Below are 17909 nucleotides of genomic sequence, written 5' to 3'. Positions count from 1 at the left end.
TTTAAGAATTTATGTCAAAGGTTTTAAAATTATTTGGATGTTATCGCCTTCAACACTGCATTCTTTATCGAAGTCTCTTTAAAACTCCAGTATTCACTTTTTTCAGGCATTTGATTTTCTAAAATGACCAAAGTAGTATCTGTAGAAGGAAAGTAGACATTAAGGCAGGTGAATCCATCACCAAGTCCTGTCACTGCAAAATAATCAAGACCTGCTTCTTTGATAAATCTTATGTTATATCCAAATCCCATGCTTTCTTTTCCAAAGACATTGTGCTGGGAGCTTGTGGAAGGGGTCAGGATCTGCTTTTGAAATTCCGGAGAGAGAAGCTTTCCTTTAAATAATGCATCGTCCCATTTTGCAAGATTCTGCACCGTAGAAATAACACCCGCAGCAGAAACAATATCATCATTCAGGAATGACTGTTTCACCTTTTCAAACTGATTGTTTTCGTTCATATAGCCAGGAACAACGGGTTGATTGTTCTTTGCATTGTACACCAGTGTTTTATCCATTTTCAGTTTTTTGAAAAGAGAAGTGGCAAGCTCTGTGAAATTTTTTCCTGTAGTATTTTTAAGGATTTCCCCTAGCAGCATATAGGATAAATTACCATATTTGAACTGGGAACCGGCTTTGAAAGCTGTTGGCTTATTGATATCTGTAATACCATGAGTATGATTCAGAAGATGATGAATGGTAACTGTATCTACCCAGCTTTGGGTAAGAGAGGGAAGATACTTTCTGATATGTATATGAAGATTCAGTTTCCCCTGTTCGGCAGCCTGTAAAATCAAAACGGCGGTAACCTGCTTTGAATTGGACATGATTTCAAACTGGTCATCTGTTTTCAAAGGGATTTTCTTTTCGAAATCTTTGTAGCCATTGGATTTCAGATATTGGATTTTTCCTTTTTGAGCAACCAAGACAACGCCATTGAATGCTATCGGACTGGAAGCTGTTATAATACTGTCAATTTTATGAGTATAAGTCTCTTTTTTCTGAGCGGCTGAGGGAATAGATAGAAGGGCTGCAAATGCGCCAGTGAAGAATAGTTTTTTTGTGATCATTATTTTTTTTGGTAAAATTCATACATTGCTTTCGAGATGTCTGCAATAATTGCTTCTGCATTTTCAAACTTTTCATAGGTATCATGAACAAAAACAGCAATGTATATCTTTTTTTTGTCTGAAAGCTCAATAATTCCAAAATCATTGATAGCGCCTGTCATTCCTTCTTTATTCGTAAAAGACGTTCCTGTTCTGTGCGCTACTTTTACATGTGACGGGAGATTGCCCTTAAGCCTTTTTGGTCCGGCAGTGTTATTGAGCATCGTGTTATAAAGCCACAGAGTATGTTCTTTGTTCAGTATTTTTCTATTGTTGAATGCTTCAAGAAGACGGATCGCTTCGTTGGGTGTTATTTTGTTTACAAACTGAGATTCCCAGTCTTTATGCATATCCTCTTCATTGTTTTGAATGATACAGTCTTTACTGTTGACCAGCTGCTGGATAGGCTCCGGCCCACCAACCAGCCTCATCAGGATATCACTGATATTGTTGTCACTGTATGAAACGATCCATCTCAGAGCTTCTTCCACACTGATTTCTATATTACCTTCAGGATGTTCTTTTTTGAACGGGCTCCAGGTATCTTCAAGAAGTTCTTCTTTTTTAATGAATAGTTTCTGCTGTAAAGAAAGTTCACCCTTTTCTACTTTCTTCAACACTGTTAAAGCAATAGGAAACTTTACCGTACTGAGCATAGGATACAGCTTATTACCATTAATCTGCATTGTTTCTTTCGGATAAGGTCCAATGATTGAAACACCTACATCAGCCTTCTTATTGGAGATAATGGATTCAATGGTTTTCTTAAGATCCGGAAGCTTTGTGTTCTGCGAAAAAAGAGGTAGACTGACCAGGAGAGCGAATAACGCAAAAATAATTTCTTTCTTCATTTGAGTCTGGCTTTAAAGTTTTTTTGATTTCCAAATATATGTATTTCCGCTCCTTCTTTTATTGTAAATATTTTAATAATTTAGTTTTATGAAAATTAAAATTATTAGCCTTATCATCATTCTTTTCTCTGTTATTTCCTGTAAAAAAGATAAAGAATATCCGAAATATGTTGAGCTGCAATCCGGTGGTGGAGAATATTCACTTTATATAAAAAACGGAACCTTTGAATTTTTGAAAACAGAACTTATAAGTTATGATCAGATCATAACAGCTCCATTTTCAGAAGGGAAATATGAAATATCAGGAGATGAACTGATTTTAAAAAGTGGTAAAGGGAAAAAATATACTTTCAAAATAGGAAATGAAGCAGAACTGATTCCTGAAAAAATGGATTCTTTAAAAGAGCTGAAAGGTTTGTATCCGATTCAGATTCTTCACGATAATAAAATGCCGAAAGAAATGGGGCGACTGGATTCTTTAGGCAGAAAAAATGCACTGTGGCTTTATTTCAATGAAAAAGGGAAGGTCATCAACCAACGGTTGTATAAAAATGGTGAACTGGTGAAGGACAATTATAAGTCTGATATTATTGTGAAATAGATAGATATTTGACACAAAGTTTATTTCTTACCTATACAATTTTTGAGGAAGCAAAGGTGGGATCAATTATATTGATTCTGTTTAAGCAGATATATTATCATACAACTTTACAATTAATAACAAAGGCACCATTTACTTGTAAATGATGCCTTGTCACTGAATATATTTGAATGTAAAATTGTTTTAGGTTTATCTATTCATTCTGTTTGATTTGTGGGTTATTATTAATCTCTTTATTAGGAATCTGGAATCTGAATTTATCAGGAGTAAGATTGAACCTTCCAAAAGTATGATTCGTTCCGGTGTATACTCTTTCTAAAGGAGCATTTAATCTTTTCATATCAAACCACGCGTAGCCTTCACCCCAAAGTTCTATCCTCTTCTGAAGAACGATCTCATTGATAAGCGCACTGCCTGACTTTGTAGAGAGTGTATAAGCCTTATCTCTTTTCGAAGTAATGTCAAATAATATTTGTCTTGCTTCCGCTTCTCTTCCCTGTTTGGCAAGGGCTTCAGCCTGTACATAATATAATGAGGAAGCTCTGATGTAAATATAATCTCCCTCAAAAAGAGTAGGATCTTTAAACTTCCAGCTTACATAAGGCGGATAATTTTTCGTTTTTCCGTTAAAAGTATAGGTTGCAGGCTGACTGCCATTGAACACTTTTTTACGGTAATCTGTTTCCAGAATTGCTTCATAAAGACGTTTGTCGATCAGTTTACGGATCTGTGCAGCTCCCGCATATCCTTCATTGGTATTATCAAACATCGAGAAGAATGAGGCATAATAATTTCCGATACTCATAGTAGAAATTGTATTATGAAAACCCCATATTACCTCAGGATTATTGATGTTGGAAAATCCGGTAGTAGTATAATCATCCTCTGTCATAAGACCAATTCCCTGTTTACTTTCTTCAGCATATTGAGCTGCTTTGATGTAATCTCCTGTTTCCAGGAATACTTCAGCGGCAATTGCCTTGGCGGTTCTTCTATCGATCTGGGCTCTGGACGGACGGGCATAAGTGTCCAAAAGTGTAATAGATTCCTCAATATCATTCTTGATTTGCCCATACACCTCAGCAACAGTTGATCTTGGAAGTCCCTGGCTTGGATTTTTTGCGGTAAGCACCAATGGAAGTCCCGGTTCAGACTGATGACCGTTATAATCATTGGCATAAAAACGGACCAAATAAAAGTAAGAATACGCTCTCAAAGCCAGTAACTGTCCTGCAATCGCTCTGTTTTTCGCATTTGCATTTTTATCTAAATCATCAAGAAGCTTATTGATCACAAATATTCTTGCATAAAAAGTGGTCCATACAATTTCAGAAGCAATATTACTGGCATTGGTAGCTTCATAATTATAAAACATTCCCAGATGCTGGTTTGTAGACTGGATGACGTCATTTGACATCAGGTCAGCACCTGCTTTGATGCCCATAATTCCAAAATCTGAGTGAACGGTAGTACCACCGGCGCCATTGCTTCGAAGATCAAGATAAATTCCTCCGAGGATTTTTTCCGGACTGGAAGAGTCGTTATTCAGCTGTTCACCGGAAATATCACCTTCCGGTAAGGTATTAAGGTCATTAGCACAGCTGTTAGTTATCAAACTAATTGTTACAGCTGTTATAAAGTATTTTATTTTGTTCATTCCTGTTCTTTTAAAAATTAAGTTTAAAGCCTAAAGAGACACTTGACAGCAGAGAATATCGGTAGGCATCAGAAACTCCTGTCAATGAAGCTCTTGGATCATATCCTTTTCTCTTAGACCACAGGTACAGATTGTTTCCTGTTACATAGATCTTCAGACCTGATAAACCTGCCTGCTGTGCAAAACCATCAGGAAGCTGATAGGAGAGTGTTACATCCTGAAGGCTGATATAATCCGACTTAATCAGATAAAGCGTTGAATTTCCGTTCTGGTTTGTAGCGGTAAGATCTACTCTCGGCATCGTTGCAGTCGGATTTTCTGGAGTCCATGTTTTATCCAGATCCGTTGAATAGTTAGATCCATAACTGTCAGAATGAAATAAACTTCTGTAAATATCATCATATCCATATCCTCCGAATTGATACGCAAAATTCACTGCCAGGTTGAATCTCTTATAGCTAAAATCTGTTCCGAATCCACCATACACCTTTGGAATGGCTGATTTACCAGTGTTATAATCCGTAGCTTCCTTATAATTGTTGGTGACCGTTCTTTCTTCCTGGTGAGTGACAGGGTTTAATGCAGTACGATACCATAAAGCGTCACCGTTTTCAGGATTTACCCCTGCAAATTCTTTAAGGAAATAGGTATAGCGGTCTCCACCTTCAGTAAGGATAAACAATCCGGAAACCAAACCTGTATTCCTTTGCTCAGCCGGTAATTTTGTAATCTTATTTTTATAATGAGTAGCATTGGCGTAAAAGGTCCACTGGAATTCATCACTACGGAGAATATCCATACTTAAATTGACCTGAACCCCTCTGTTGGTCATATCCCCGATATTTCCATATTTCACATAAGAGCCCGCATTGGACGGGGGAAGAGGAAGCGTATAGATCATATCCGATACTTTCCTTTCAAAATAATCAGCATTCAGGGTTATTCTGTTTTTGAAAAGTGACAATTCAAAACCGGCATTGAGGTTTTTGGAAGTTTCCCATTTTAAATCCTTATTACCTTGTTTTTTAAGCGAAAGAACAGGCTTGTCGTCCCCGAAATTATTAATTCCGTAGATATCCTGATACGCATAATAATCTCTGTTGGAACCTCCTAAAAGAATGTTGTCATTTCCCTGCTGGCCGTAAGAAGCCTTCAATTTTAAAGAATTGATCACGCTGTTATCCTTAAGGAAATCTTCTTTAGCAATATTCCAGGCCAGGCCCAATCCATAGAAATTTCCCCATCTGCTTTCCGGAGAAAAGACCGAAGAACCGTCTCTACGGATATTGGCATTGAAGAAATACTTCCCGTCATAATTATATAGTAACCTTGTGAAATATCCTTCCACAGCATATTCATAGCCGCTTCCTGATAAATCTGTAATTTTCACGGCATTGTCAAAAGACTGAGAGTCAGGTAATAAAAGCTGTTGTTTTGATCCTGAAAAACCATCATCTTTTATCTTGTTCAGTTCATGCCCTACAAGAAGATTAAAACTATGATTTCCCAATTTTTTCTGATAGGTAAGCAATTGCTGGTGGTTCAGGGTATATTTAAAATTTGAACCTTGTGAAATAGTTCCCCCTACAGAAGATGAAGTTCCTCCTTCCGTATTTCCGAACTGAAGGTTTCTGGTATTCTCAAGATAGGCTCCGAAGTTGTATGTGAAATCAAGTCCTTTGATGATTTCATAATTTAAACCAAGGTTAAGATTAGTGATATTGCTGACGATCTGAGACTTATCTTTCTGAAGATTACCGACAGGATTTTCAAAAACGGCATAAGATCTTGTTGCTCCGTTGGGCCCTTGTCCGTCTCCATAGTCGTATAAGGCATTTCCATTGTTGTCATACAATCTCTGGTAATTGTTATCTCTAAGGAAAACAGGATAGAAAGGAGCAATATTTCTGGCAAACTGGAAAGGGTTGGAAAAACCTCCTGTTTCCCCAAAATCCTGCTTACTGTAGGTATAAGACAACGCACTGGTCAACTTCAGTTTTGATGTAATGGAATAATCTACATTCGATCTTATCCCGAATCTTTCAAAACCTGAAGAAATTAAATACCCTTTATCATCCAGATAGTTAAGGGAAGTGTATGATTTTACCTGATCACTATTGGCATTGATACCAACGGTTGCCTCTCTTCGCAAAGAAGGTCTGAAAAGCAGTTTCTTCCAGTTGTCCTGATACAATAGCTGTGCATCCGGATTGAAAGAACCATCCTTTGAAATCAGTTGATTAAATGCTGTATTATAAACATTATATCCTAATTTGTTCAGTGCTGCAAGTCCCACATCATGCGGGCTAGTGCCGGAAGGAACCGCTCCGGGTTGTTTCAGTCTTGCGATTTCGCCAATTCTGGCTCTGTTATAATAAGCCGTATAATAATCCTGAGGAGAAGTATAAACGGAGTAATCCTCAATAGATCTGAAATTGACACCAGTTCTGACATCGGCTTCAATACTCAGCCCTTTACTCTTTCCTCTTTTTGTATTCACAATAATCACTCCATTGGCTCCTCTGGAACCATATAAAGCATTAGAAGAAGCATCTTCCAGAAAAGAAATACTTTCAATATCTGATGCTGCTATGCTGTTCAGGTTTCCGCTGTAAGGGATACCATCCAATACAATCAGCGGGTCGCTGGAAGCGTTGATGGAACCTATTCCTCTCATTCTGATGGTAGGCTGAGAACCCGGCTGGCCGGAAGAGATTACCTGTACCCCCGCTACTTTTCCTCCAATTCCCTGAAGGATATTTCCATTCTGAAGATTAGACAGGTCTTTTGCCTTTAATGACTGCACAGATCCTGTGATTTCTTCTTTTTTCTGCTTCCCGAAGGCTATCACCACCACTTCCTTTATTGAAGTTTCCTGGGAAAGGCTGTCTTTAGTTTGGGCAAAGCCATATTCCGCGAATAGGAGTAAGGCCAATACACCAAGTTTACATTGTTTCTTTTTCATTATATTAATCTAGGTTTAAAATTGAACTGTGTATTACTGCTGATCTCTCTGTACTCCATAATAATTTCCTTGCCTCCTTTTTCAGGGAGGATATAAGAAATAGATTGTAAAATTTACAGGAGACGTGCCCGGATTAAAGAAGCCTTGAACTCATGGCTTTCATTCCTACAGTAATGAATGTATCTCTTAGAAAGTTATGACATCATCATTTTGCACATCATATCAAAGCACATGTCTTGAGAAATACAGGTGTGCTGTGAAAGGCGGGACTCTGCAGAACACTTATGGTGTGTAGGAGCTGTTGCCGAGATGGTGCATACGTAAGAATCAAAGTGGTTCTTATTCATGAGAATAAAGTTTATATTTTTTTAACTGGGTCAAAATTATTTAATAAATGGTGAACCCCGGTAAAAGGAACATATGAGATAAATCATATTAACCTACTAAATTAGTAGACTAATTGAAGGTTGCAAAATATAATTATTGTATTTATTTGTAAATCAATCAATTAATTTATTATTTAAAATGTTAAAAAATTATAAAAAAATGATATTTATGGGAGTGAATTAAAGTTAACACAATAAGTCTATTGTTTTTATAGACTTTTATTTATTTTATAGCATTGTTAGCCATGAGAAAATGCATTAGGAGCTTTATCCTGTTATCCGCTCATACTCCTCGCACCTGGCTGAATCCATTGCCTGCTGTGGGGTAACCGCTGCTATCAGGGCTAGGGATGGTTTGAATTATAAATTATAAATTATAAATTATGAGTTATGAATTGTGATGGGAGAAAATCTGCTTTAGCCAAAGCCTATAAAAAAGAAGCCTACCTTTCGATAGACTTCTTATGAAAACAAGATTAAAATATGGATTTATTCTTTCTTAATATCCGGAACTGCCAAAGGAGCCTGATCCCAGCCACCGCCTAAAGCTCTGTATACTGCAACACTCGCTTTAAGCTGATTTACTTTCTTTTCCACCAGCTCAAACTTTGATTCCAATGCATCACGCTGAGTCAGCAAAACTTCCATATAATCAGCACGGGCATATTTGAACAGGTCGTTGGAAATATCAATCGACTTGGTTAAAGCATCCACTTCCTTCGATTTGATGTTCACACTACTTTCCAGATTATGGATTTTGGACAGCTGATTCGCAACTTCAATATAAGCTCCCAAAACTGTCTGCTCATAATGATACACCGCCTGAATCTGCTTCGCATTGGCATTGTAATAAGCAGCTTTAATCGCCCTCCTGTTAATCAATGGAGCAGTAAGTTCTCCCGCAAGAGAAAACAAAAACGACTGAGGCTTGATAATATACAAAGGATTGAAAGCCTGTAACCCAACTCCTGCAGAAAGATCAAGAGAAGGGTAGAACCTTGCTTTAGCTGCTTTGATGTCAAGTTTAGCTGCTGCAAGTTCATACTCAGCCTGTTTAATATCCGGACGGTTTTCCAGAAGTTCAGACGGAATGCCGCCATATACAGCCTGAGGAACTACAGAATCAAATGAATTCTGACTTCTTTCTACATGCTGAGGAAATCTTCCTACAAGAAAATTGATTCTGTTTTCCGTTTCAACAATTTTTTGCTGAATATCATACTGCATTCCCTGGGTTTTCAAAACCTGAGCTTCAAATCTCTGTACAGCCAGTTCATTGGAACGGGCATTCTTTTTTAAATCCCTGATAATTTCCAATGCATCATTCTGAATTTTAATATTTTGATTTAAAATAACAAGTTCATTATCCATGGCCAGTAATTCATAATAAGAATCGGCAATTTCTGAGATCAGATGGGTGGTCATGAAATTTTTTCCTTCAATGCTGGCAAGATATCGCTGTACCTGTGCTCTGGTTGCATTATGAAGTTTCCCCCAGATATCTGTTTCCCATTTCGCCTGGGCACCCACACCAAAGTCAAACAAAGGCTCAGGCATTTCGCTGCCCGGTTCTATTTCCGTATTGGCTTCCATAGCACCCATATTGGTATAACGGCTTACTTTATCTACTCCTGCCCCGGCTTTTAAACCAACGGATGGAAGATATTCACCTTTTCGGGCTTTAATTTCATTTTTAGACATTTCAATTTCCTGAAGAACAATATTCAGTTCCTGATTGTTCTGAAGGGCCTGGCTGATCAATTCCTGAAGTTGAGGGTCGCTGAAATATTCATTCCATTTCAGTTTTCCGGTATTGATAGTATCATTTTCTGCTGAACCATATTTTTCAGGAATAGTTTTATTCTCAGTTCGTTGTGCTATTTCTATAGGTTTACAGGCAGTAAGACTTAATAAGAAGACTGCCAGACCTGCATATTGATATATTTTTCTTTTATTCATAATGGATCATGTCTTCGCTTAATGGAGATTCATCTTCGTCTTTGATCATTTTTTTACCGTCAGACCATTTGGCAAATATGTAGTAAAGCCCCGGGATCACAATAACTCCGAATAGAGTTCCTATCAGCATTCCCCCCAATGAGGAAGCTCCGATGGTATGATTTCCGATGGCTCCGGCACCTCTTGCAAAAACAAGCGGAACCAAACCTGCAATAAAGGCAAATGAAGTCATCAGGATCGGTCTGAAACGGGCTTTGGCTCCTTCCACCGCTGCTTCCAGAATAGAATCACCTGCCTGGCGTCTTTTCACCGCAAATTCTACAATAAGAACTGCGTTTTTCCCTAATAATCCGATAATCATAATCAGTCCTACCTGTGCATAGATGTCATTTTCCAGTCCCATTGCTTTTAATAATAAGAAAGATCCGAAAACTCCCACCGGAAGTGAACAAAGTACAGCAAACGGAATAAGGAAACTTTCATACTGAGCCGCCAGAACCAGATACACAAACACAAGAACGACAAGGAATACATAAATGGCCTCATTACCACGCTGAGCTTCATCATAAGACAATCCTTCCCACGCTACTTTATATCCGTGAGGAAGTGTTTTTGCAGCAGTTTCATTGATTGCCTGAATGGCATCTGCTGTAGTATATCCTGCAGCAGGAAGACCTCGGATGGCAGCAGAGTTGTACATATTATAGCGGGTAATTTCGTTAGGTCCCTGAGTCTTTTTCATGGTCATAAATGCAGAATAAGGAACCATTTCATCACGGTCATTTTTCACATACAGATTCATAATATCTGTTGGAAGTCTTCTGAACTCAGGAGATGACTGTACATATACTTTAAAGAACTGTCCGAAACGGATAAAACCCTGCTCATAGGTACTACCGATCAGAATGTTGAGGTTGTCCATTGCTTTTCCGATGGAAACTCCTTTCTGCATCGCAGCATTATTGTCAAATACCAGTTCATACTGAGGATAATTGGCGGCAAAGAAGGTAAATGTTCCCGAAAGTTCTTTACGTTTTTTAAGCTGTGCGATAAAGTCTTTATTGGCCTTATCAAATTCCTGATAATCGGTCGTTCTGTTCATATCCAGCAATCTCATAGAGAAACCTCCCGAAGATCCGAATCCCGGTACAGCGGGTGGTTCAAAGAATTCAATAGTTGCTCCCAGATCCTTTGACTTTTCTTCAAGCTCCTTCATGATTTCTTTTACCGAATGCTCACGGTCATTCCAGCTTTTAAGATTAATCAGACAGGTACCGGCATTAGATCCGCGTCCTTCCGTCATAATTTCATATCCTGCCAGTGATGATACAGATTCTACACCGTCTACACCCATACAGATTTTCTGCAAGGTTCGGGAAACTTTATTGGTCTGTTCCAGAGTAGAGCCCGGAGGTGTCTGAATAATAGCATAGATGGTTCCCTGATCTTCATTCGGAATAAATCCACCTGGAAGAACTTTATTGATGATAAAAATTCCGGCACAGAAAACAATCAGAATTCCCCATGTCACCACTTTTCGGTTCACAATCTTTCTAAGGAATGAAGCGTATTTGCCTGTCACTTTATCAAAACCGCTGTTGAAAGCATCTAAAGATTTTGTGAAGATATTAGATTTTTTAGGCTTGCCGTGGTTGTTCTTTAAAAGCATTGCTGCTAAAACAGGAGTAAGTGTAAGTGCTACCACAGCTGAAATAACAATAGAACTGGCCATGGTAATAGAAAACTGACGATAGAAAGTACCTACAGGCCCTGTCATAAACGAAATCGGAATAAATACGGCTACCATTACGGCAGTAATCGCAATAATAGCGCCGGCAATTTCACCCATTACTTCTTTTACCGCTTTATAAGGCGAGATGTCACTTTCCTCCATTTTGGCGTGAACGGCTTCAATAACAACAATAGCGTTGTCAACAACAATTCCGATTGCCAGTACCAATGCAAAAAGGGTAACAAGATTAATCGTTAATCCGAAAAACTGAATGACAAAGAAAGTCCCGATCAAAGAAACCGGTACAGCAATAATTGGAATCAGGGTAGAACGCCAGTCGCCAAGGAAAATAAAAACTACAATGGCAACCAGGATAAATGCATCCCTCAACGTATGCATTACCTGCTCAATAGAAGCATCAAGGAACTGCGAAACGTCATAACTGATCTTATAATCAACACCGGGAGGGAAATTTCCTTTCATTTCTGCCAGCTTTGATTTCACATCTCTGATCACGTCATTGGCATTACTTCCGTAGTTTTGTTTCAATACGATAGAGGCTGAAGGATGGCCGTCAAGATTGGAATAAATATCAAAAAATTCACTTCCCAGCTCTACTTTGGCAATATCTTTCAGTTTTACATTTTCTCCTTCAGCATTAGAACGTACAATGATATTTTCATATTCTTCCGGCTTATTGTACTGTCCTTTGTAAGTCAGTACATATTCCAGTGACTGGGCTGCAATACCGGAACTTTGCCCGATTCTTCCCGGACGTCCGATAATACTTTGCTCGCCAATGGCTTTCATCACCTCATCTACAGAAATAGAATAGGCACGCATACGGTCAGGATTCAGCCAGATACGCATTGCATATCTTCGGCTTCCCAGAATCTGAGATTTGGCAATTCCATGAATACGGTTAATTTCCGGAATGATATTCACCATAGAGTAGTTATACAGGAACTTTTCATCCATGCTTTTATTGGTACTGTAAAGATTCACGTACATCAGCATACTCGGCTGAATCGGGTTGACTACAACTCCCTCTTTCTGTACAAGTTCCGGCAGTAAAGGCATTACCTGATCCACTCTCGTTTTTACCAGAACTACTGCTTCGTTCGGATCGGTTCCGGGATCAAAGACTACGTTTACGGTAGCTTCTCCGGCACTTGTAGCGTCGGTAGTGATATAACGCATTCCCTGAACACCATTGATGGCATTTTCAATCGTAATCAAAGACGATTTTACCAGTACGTCTGCACTAGCACCCGGATAGGCGATAGACACAGCTACAGTGGTAGGAGCAATTTTAGGAAACTGCTCAGTAGGAAGTTGTTTCATAGCGATACCTCCCATAAACAGAATAACAACCGATATTACGATAGCGAAAACCGGTCGGTGTATTACTTTTTTAAACATAATGCTGTTTTTGGGTTATTCGGCGTACAGATCCAGGTTCGACATCACTTTATCAGGCTTTTGGTATTTTGATCCTATCTTTTGGTTTTCCTGTACCATTCTAAGACCTTCCAGAAGAATTCTGTCATCCTTGGCAAGCCCGGAAGCAACTACATAAATATGTGGTAATTCAGCAGCTACTTTTATTTCTCTTGCATGTACCTTGCTGTCTTTGCCAATCACATAGACATATTTCTTTTCCAGCTCTTCGAAAGTAGCTTTCTGAGGAATCATCATTGCATTGGCATATGGGGAAGTAATGACGATGTTTCCAGTTTCCCCGTATCTCAACAGTCCTTTAGGGTTGGGAAATGTTGCTCTGTAGGCAATATTTCCTGTTTCATTGTCAAAATCAGATTCTATAGTTTGTACAATACCGTCTTGTGTGAATTCTTTGCCATTGGCCATTCTCAGGCGGACGTGCATGGGATTACTATCTTTTTTTGCATCCATTTGATTAAGGTATTCAGCTTCCGGAACATTGAAATAAACCCACATTTTGCTGTTGTCGGAAAGCTCAGTTACCAGTTCTCCTTCATCCACAAGGCTTCCTTTTCTAACGTGTAATTTTCCTACAATTCCGGTAAAAGGAGCACGGATTTCTGTGAATTTTAAATGCGTATTCATTGAAGCAAGTTCTGCCTGGGCTTTTTCATACTTCGCTTTAGCCATTGCCATTTCCTGTGGAGCAACAATGTTTTTGTCGGAAAGGTTTTTGGTATTCTGATATTCTATCTGTGCATATTTGGATTCTGCTTTTGCGCGGTTTACATCAGATTCATAAAGATTAGGCATGATTTTGAACAGCAGCTGTCCTTTCTGAACGAATTGTCCTTCATCCACATAAATAGACTGAATGTATCCTCTTTCCTGGGCACGAAGCTCAATATGATTGATAGAACGGATTTGTGCAACATAATCTTTGTTGACTAAAGTATCTTTTATAAGTGGGCTTGTAACGTTGAATGACGCTGCTTCTGTTTTTTCTGTTTTTTCAGATTGGCAGCCTGCAAACAAGAAAATAAGGCACAGGTTGATATACATGAGACTTTTCTTGACCATGATAATATATTGTTTTATAATAATTTATAATTGAAAAAATAGAGTTACCTGCTCTCAAACAAAATTTGAAAGCATATAAGAATTTTCGAAAAAAATATTATAAAATCACAGTCTGATGACCCTGTATTGGATATACAGATCATCATATAAAGGCTTTAAATGCTCTGATTGAGCGAGTGAAACAGCAATTTGTCTGTCGTGAAATGTAGTGACGAAGCCGGAGATCAGATGCCAGAAGCCATCTTTAAAAAGTGCCAGAAGTTCTGTAGAGCCTGATGTTTCTACATTTTCGTCATTCTCGTTTTCGTTTTCAGAAAGATTAGCTCTGATTTTGTTGTAGCGGGGATGGCTGATATGATAAGCATCATTGGCTTCCTGGTTTGTAAGAAACGCAAAAGATTCTTCGATGCTTTTTTTCTGGTGAACCAGAAGGTCAGCGGTAAAATGAAGGTCGGAAAGAGTATTAGTTGAGATATACTGTTGAATTTGCCCGTAATACCAACCTAAAACGGTAAGTAAAGCAAATAACAAGCTGTACAAATATTGATGAAATCTTTTCCGCATCCCAGAGGCAAAGGTAGGTAAACTTCAAAATAAGTGCAACCGTTCTGGATTAAAAAAGTGTTAAAAAGAGCTTGTTTATTGAAAAAAATACATCTATTTCACAAATTGTCTTTTTTGGCTAAGAAGAAGATAGATCCGGTGAAGTCTTCTTTAGATGCATTTCGGAATTTTACACCAACAAAAAATTAAAGAAATGAATATTGTTTTAACAGGTTCCATCGGGAACATCGGGAACCCGCTTACAAAAGAATTGGTACAAAAAGGACACTCAGTAACAGTGATCAGCAGTAATGGGGACAGAAGGGCCGCTATTGAAGTGCTGGGAGCAAAAGCTGCTATAGGAAGTATGTTTGATGTAGACTTTCTCACCGAAACATTTACAGGTGCAGACATTGTTTATTTAATGGAAACAATGGAAGCGGCAGGAGATATGTTTGATAAAAGCATTGATTTTATCGGAAAGATCAGTGAAATCGGCCGCCATTACAAAACTGCCGTGGAACGCTCAGGAGTAAAAAAGATTGTCCATCTCAGCAGTATTGGTGCCCATACAAATAAAGGGATGGGTATTATTGTATTTCATCATCATGTAGAACAGATTCTGAAGGAGCTTCCGGATGATATTGCGATTAAATTCATTCGTCCTGTCGGGATTTACTTCAATATGTTTTCGTTCATCCCTACCATAAAAAATAAAGGTGCTATTATTTCCAACTGGGGTGGCGATCAGAAAGAACCTTGGGTTTCTCCGCTGGATATTGCAGACGCTGTAGCTGAGGAAATTGAAAAGCCATTTGATGGGAGAACGATACGGTACGTGGCCAGTGATGAGGTTTCTCCTAATGAAATTGCAAAAGCTTTGGGAGAGTCAATTGGTAAGGTAGATCTGGAGTGGAAAGTAATTTCAGATCAAGAATTATTGGAAAACTGGCTTCACATTGGTTTCAATGAGCAGGTGGCCAAAGGTTTTGTAGAAACACAGGCAAGTCAGGGAAGCGGAATTTTGTATGAAGATTACTATCAGCATCAGCCTGTCTTGGGGGAAGTGAAACTGGAAGATTTTGCAAAGGAATTTGCTGCTGCTTATCAAAATGAAGAGGTGTAAAATAGTGAACCACAAAAGTCACAAAGTTTTTAAACACTTTATTAGCTCTAGAGAATATTCTTGCGTAGAGTAAGCACACATAAGCTTTTTAAAATCTTTGATTTTTTATAGGGCGCTATATTAACCGCAAACATCTGTGGAAATCTGTGAGATCTGTGGGAAATAAAACCACAAAAGTCACAAAGTTTTAAACACTTTAGTAGCTTTAGAGAATATTCTTGCACAGAGTAAGTTCACATAAGTTTAAAAAAAAATGTAAAATATTAACCACACCATCTGTAAAAATCTGTGCTCCTTGTGGTTTAATAACTTGTAAAACAATTTGTAAATTTATAGTATGGAACAACGGGTCACAAAAAGAATAAAAACCATCACAGAATTTCACCGCTCAAGAGGATTACCACCTCCTGAACACCCGCTCATCAGTGTAATTGACTACAAAGATGTTAAACGGCCAGCGGATATCGGAGAAGTTAATTGGATGCTGGATTTTTACCAGATTTCTTTAAAAATAGGAATGAATGGCAAGCTGAAATATGGCCAGCAGGAATATGATTTTGACGAAGGAACTCTGTTTTTTATTTCTCCGAATCAGGTTTTCAGAATTGAGGCAAATGCAACTCTGCAGGAGAAACAATCCGGTTGGATGCTGTTGATTCACCCTGATTTTCTGTGGTATACTTCATTGGCGAAAATCATAAAACAATATGACTTTTTCGACTATTCAGTGAATGAAGCGTTGTTTCTTTCAAAAAAAGAAGAGCTTATCATCAATGGAATTATAGAAAATATTGAACAGGAATATCATGCGGCGATTGATAAATTCAGTCAGAATATTATCATCTCCCATATTGAAACACTGCTCAATTACTCCGAAAGGTTTTACGAAAGGCAGTTTATCACCAGGAAAATAGCCAATCATACTATTCTGAACCGGTTAGAAACTTTATTATCTGATTATTTCAATGATAATGATTTGATTTCAAAAGGATTGCCCACGGTACAGTTTACGGCCAAAGAGCTTGGGATCTCACCCAATTACCTTAGCCGCTTGTTGACGACTCTTACCGGACAAAGCACTCAGCAGTTTATTCATGATAAATTGATTGAAAAAGCGAAACAAAAACTCTCTACAACAGATCTTTCAGTAAGTGAAATTGCTTATGAACTGGGCTTTGAGCATCCGCAATCTTTTACAAAATTGTTTAAAAATAAAACCCGGCTTTCTCCGCTGGAGTTTAGAACTTCTTTTCAGTAGAATAGAAAAATAAGATTCAGACAGCATTATTATAATCAATAATGCTGTTTGGATTTACTACCTGTTTTATTGTATTTGTTCCGGTATTCAATAGGGGATAACCCCGTAATTCTGCGGAATATTTCACGAAAGGCTTTTACATCAGAATATCCAGCTTCATACATGACTTCATTGATGGTTTTCCTGGAGACTTCCAGTTCTTTTTTAGCAGATTCTATCTTTACCCTTTGCTGATATTCAAGAGGGGTATTACCGGTTGCTTTTATAAATCTGCGGTCAAAACTACGTCTTCCGACCGTCAATTTTCTGGAAAGCTCTTCCATGGATATTTTCTCAGAGAAATTCTTTTCAATGTATTCCTGAGCCTGGATAATCATTTCATCACCATGCGATTTCTGCCCGTTAAAGATGATGAAATCCGACTGCGTTTCTCTGTCGATATCAATTTGAAATATCTTGGAACAATAAATAGCCGTTTGCCTGTCATAATATTTTTCAACCAGATAAAGAAGAAGGTTTAAGAAAGAATAGCCTCCGCCATTCGTATAAATACCGTGTTCATCCGTAATGATTTTTTCTGCCCTTACATTCACTTTGGGAAACAGCTTTTTAAAATTAGCAACCGTATTCCAGTGGATGGAACAGCTTTTTGAATCCAGAAGCCCTGTAGAAGCCAATATATAAGCTCCTGTACACATGCTGGCTACATCCGCTCCCTTTTTGTATTGGTCTGATATCCAATGGACAAGTGCTGTATTTTGGTCTTCTATTTTTGTGAAATTCGGAGCAATGGCAGGGATGACAATCAGATCGGTTTTCCGGATGGCTGCAATATTTTTTTGCGGGATCACCGTAAGTAAGCCATTTACAAAATCAGAATGCTCAGAAACTCCTGCAAGTTCGATGGTGAAAACCGTATCTTTATTATTGTGGTTGTAATACCTGTTGGCTTCCGTAAAAATATGGTAGGTTCCTATAATGCAGGATAATGTATTGGGTGCTGTCTGCGCATCGGGAACTAATATGGTTAAATGTTTCATATCGCAAAATTTAATGGTGGAATAAACTGTGCTGGTTGTAACCTCATCTGTATCATACAAATATAAAAAAATAAGATGTCCGGATCAACCTCTTATAATGTCTATTTTACACCCCTTACAGGTATTTCTATGTCCTTACCTTTGAAATAAGATATTACAATC

12 protein-coding genes are annotated in these 17909 nt (G+C 38.2%); 3 read left to right on the top strand and 9 right to left on the bottom strand.

Annotated features, from left to right (window positions below; genetic code table 11):
* Positions 1–29: 29 nt before the first annotated feature.
* Together AC57AW_RS18280 and bla are read right to left on the bottom strand one after the other, a co-directional pair.
* A complete protein-coding gene (locus AC57AW_RS18280; RefSeq protein WP_496353027.1) occupies positions 30–1067 on the bottom strand; it encodes a serine hydrolase domain-containing protein in 1038 nt (345 codons plus the stop codon).
* The gene (bla, locus tag AC57AW_RS18275) at positions 1067–1957 is read right to left on the bottom strand and encodes a class A beta-lactamase (protein ID WP_496353026.1); all 891 of its coding nucleotides are present in this window, start codon (positions 1955–1957) and stop codon (positions 1067–1069) included. The genes AC57AW_RS18280 and bla overlap by 1 nt, the downstream gene beginning before the upstream one ends.
* Positions 1958–2045: 88 nt before the next feature.
* Between bla and AC57AW_RS18270 the strand changes: the two genes are divergently transcribed.
* Positions 2046–2558: a hypothetical protein gene (locus AC57AW_RS18270; protein ID WP_496353025.1), complete on the top strand. Its 513-nt coding sequence runs from the start codon at positions 2046–2048 to the stop codon at positions 2556–2558.
* 193 nt (positions 2559–2751) lie between these two features.
* Here the strand turns inward: AC57AW_RS18270 and AC57AW_RS18265 are convergent, their stop codons facing one another.
* The 6 genes from AC57AW_RS18265 to AC57AW_RS18240 all read right to left on the bottom strand — a co-directional run bounded on the left by AC57AW_RS18265 (position 2752) and on the right by AC57AW_RS18240 (position 14320).
* A complete protein-coding gene (locus AC57AW_RS18265) occupies positions 2752–4215 on the bottom strand; it encodes a RagB/SusD family nutrient uptake outer membrane protein (RefSeq protein ID WP_496353024.1) in 1464 nt (487 codons plus the stop codon).
* A gap of 10 nt (positions 4216–4225) precedes the next feature.
* A complete protein-coding gene (locus tag AC57AW_RS18260) occupies positions 4226–7180 on the bottom strand; it encodes a SusC/RagA family TonB-linked outer membrane protein (protein WP_496353023.1) in 2955 nt (984 codons plus the stop codon).
* A gap of 875 nt (positions 7181–8055) precedes the next feature.
* Complete coding sequence (locus AC57AW_RS18255) at positions 8056–9525, bottom strand: TolC family protein (RefSeq protein WP_496353022.1); 1470 nt, start codon at positions 9523–9525, stop codon at positions 8056–8058.
* Positions 9518–12679 carry an efflux RND transporter permease subunit gene (locus tag AC57AW_RS18250; protein WP_496353021.1) on the bottom strand — a complete coding sequence of 1054 codons (3162 nt, stop codon included), beginning with the start codon at positions 12677–12679 and terminating at the stop codon, positions 9518–9520. Before AC57AW_RS18250 ends, AC57AW_RS18255 begins: the two co-directional genes overlap by 8 nt.
* Positions 12680–12694: 15 nt before the next feature.
* Entirely contained in the window at positions 12695–13780 is a 1086-nt protein-coding gene (locus tag AC57AW_RS18245) for an efflux RND transporter periplasmic adaptor subunit (protein ID WP_318848747.1), read from the bottom strand.
* Between the two features lie 105 nt (positions 13781–13885).
* Complete coding sequence (locus tag AC57AW_RS18240) at positions 13886–14320, bottom strand: hypothetical protein (RefSeq protein ID WP_496353020.1); 435 nt, start codon at positions 14318–14320, stop codon at positions 13886–13888.
* A gap of 217 nt (positions 14321–14537) precedes the next feature.
* On the opposite strand from AC57AW_RS18240, the gene AC57AW_RS18235 reads away from it, so the two are divergent.
* Together AC57AW_RS18235 and AC57AW_RS18230 are read left to right on the top strand one after the other, a co-directional pair.
* Positions 14538–15449: an SDR family oxidoreductase gene (locus tag AC57AW_RS18235; protein ID WP_496353019.1), complete on the top strand. Its 912-nt coding sequence runs from the start codon at positions 14538–14540 to the stop codon at positions 15447–15449.
* Positions 15450–15786: 337 nt separating this feature from the next.
* Complete coding sequence (locus AC57AW_RS18230) at positions 15787–16707, top strand: AraC family transcriptional regulator (RefSeq protein WP_496353018.1); 921 nt, start codon at positions 15787–15789, stop codon at positions 16705–16707.
* Between the two features lie 35 nt (positions 16708–16742).
* Here AC57AW_RS18230 and AC57AW_RS18225 read toward each other — a convergent pair whose 3' ends face one another.
* A complete protein-coding gene (locus tag AC57AW_RS18225) occupies positions 16743–17747 on the bottom strand; it encodes a GlxA family transcriptional regulator (protein WP_496353017.1) in 1005 nt (334 codons plus the stop codon).
* Between the last annotated feature and the right edge of the window lie 162 nt (positions 17748–17909).

The sequence above is a fragment of the Chryseobacterium sp. BGA-UO-ETr-SB22 genome (assembly GCF_059567885.1).
The sequence above is the reverse complement of the archived record's forward strand: the minus strand, read 5'-3'. Positions and strand labels throughout refer to the sequence as shown.